Consider the following 2,042-nt stretch of genomic DNA (forward strand, 5'->3'; position numbering starts at 1 on the left):
ATCCCTCTAATTATAACCCCAGCAGTTCGGACACCTGTACTTTTCGGGTTTTTCAAACCTATCTTATTAATTCCTTATCATTTATTAGATAAAATAAATGATAAGGAATTGAAGCATATTTTTCTACATGAGTTGACTCATTTTAAACGTAAAGATTTTGCTGTTAATGGGCTAATGTTGTTGTTAAAAGTGATACACTGGTTTAACCCATTGGTATGGTACGGTTTTTACAAAATGCATCAGGATATCGAGATTGCTTGTGATGCTTTTGTCTTATCCCGCATAGAACCCGAGGAATGCACACATTATGGATATACAATTATTCATCTATTGCGGATCGCTAAGCCTCAGCGTATCCCGGGGGTGACAGGGATAATGGCAAAAGAATCAAAAATGAAAAGGAGAATTATAATGATTTCTTCATTTAAGAAAATTCCCACAAAGCGGATAGTCATAGGACCCGTTCTGTTGATTATTTTAGGTACCATAATGTTAACAGGTGCCAAGAATAGCCCCGCTGAACAAGTGAACACGAGTGATGTGCGTAGCTCTAACCTAATGTCTACAGACACATATGTCGGCCTAGGTCTTAACAATGATGGTCATGTGAACACTGATTATTTGGTAGATATTCAAGGCCAAAACTATGCAGGTAAATTTACCGGGAAGATGATGGTCGTTCCTGATCCCTTGAAAATAGTCGTGGGATTTAGCTTGAAAAACTCCAAACCGGATAAGACCACCAGCGATATGTCCAAAGAAAGCAAAGCAGTGGGCGCAATTAACGCAGGAGCATCAAATAGTGATTCGGTTTTCGGGCCGGCTATTTCACCAACAGGGTTTGTTGTCAATAATGGAAAGATCATATATAACGATTTGAAAGATGGCAATAGTGCCCAAGATGTGGCCGCATTGACGGATAAAGGGCTGCTAATTGTCGGGAGGCACACAATATCAGAGTTGAAAGAGTACGGAGTTAAGGAAGCAGTAAGTGCTGGCCCATCCCTCATTGTAAATCGAACATCTCAAACTTTATCGGATGATTGGGGTGTGAGCAGCAGGACCGCCATAGGGCAACAAGCAGATGGAACCGTGTTCTTGCTCGTGATCAATGGTCGTAGTAAAGAATCCATGGGGGCCACGCTAAAAGATATGCAAAACATTCTTCTTGAGCATGGAGCTGTAAACGCAACTCTTTTAGACGGAGGAAGTTTATCAACGATGTATTTTCACGGAAATATAGTCAACCATCCACCCGAAGGGGAGCAGATCGTGTCATCAACTTTTTTGGTGATGCCCTGATGCCCTATAAAAGAGCCAAAACCAAGAAAAATAGTAATTAGTGCTAGTGTATGGATATAATCCACGATGGTCTAGACATTAAAGAAGTTTCATTGGGCGGCTACGACATTGTATCAATTGATGGAGGCGGATTAATAGAGGCATCGAAGCAGGGTAAATGAAACTCCAAAAAAATAAGCTATTTGAATAGGGGAGAATATTGTTGAACAAGGCTAATTTTGAAGTATTATCTGGCTTATTCTCAAGAATTAAGTCAAATTATGATATTGATAATCGGAATGGGAGTTTAGATATGAAAAAGACGAAGAGTACATTGACGATCTTATTAGCAATAATTCTTTTAGTTGTTTCTAGTACCAATGCTTTTGCAGCGACGCCATCTTCTGGAATGGGAACAATATCAGCAAAATAACACCCAATTATGTTCAGGAAAATCCACCACAACTAGGTAATACTAATATTTGGTGTATTGTGACAGCTAATCAAGTACATGTAATACTTAGTGAAGAGGATGGGCAGAAAGCGATAGAAACTGCCGACGCATTGTGTTTTCAAATTTGACATTATGGTATACAGCACGTCGCAACAGTGGTAAGTGCGAGCGTTATTGCGACACAACAAAAGGAAGTGAAATGCTAAAGGCATAATGAAATCATTATTCTCATTACTTTCATTTTCAGAATCTTGCAAGACAGTATTACTAGTTAAACGTATTAGAAAGTGCCATTAAGTATTTAGAT

2 protein-coding genes are annotated in these 2,042 nt (G+C 39.1%); both read left to right on the plus strand.

The window, feature by feature from the left end; all coding sequences use genetic code 11:
• Positions 1-1,302, plus strand: a 1,302-nt coding sequence (locus UF75_RS26680) for a M56 family metallopeptidase (protein WP_052693678.1), incomplete at its 5' end; no start/stop codon positions are given.
• 202 nt (positions 1,303-1,504) lie between these two features.
• The gene (locus tag UF75_RS25505) at positions 1,505-1,714 is read left to right on the plus strand and encodes a hypothetical protein (RefSeq protein ID WP_045577316.1); all 210 of its coding nucleotides are present in this window, start codon (positions 1,505-1,507) and stop codon (positions 1,712-1,714) included.
• Positions 1,715-2,042 lie beyond the last annotated feature (328 nt).

It is taken from the genome of Desulfosporosinus sp. I2 (genome assembly GCF_000960765.1).
GTDB lineage: Bacteria > Bacillota > Desulfitobacteriia > Desulfitobacteriales > Desulfitobacteriaceae > Desulfosporosinus.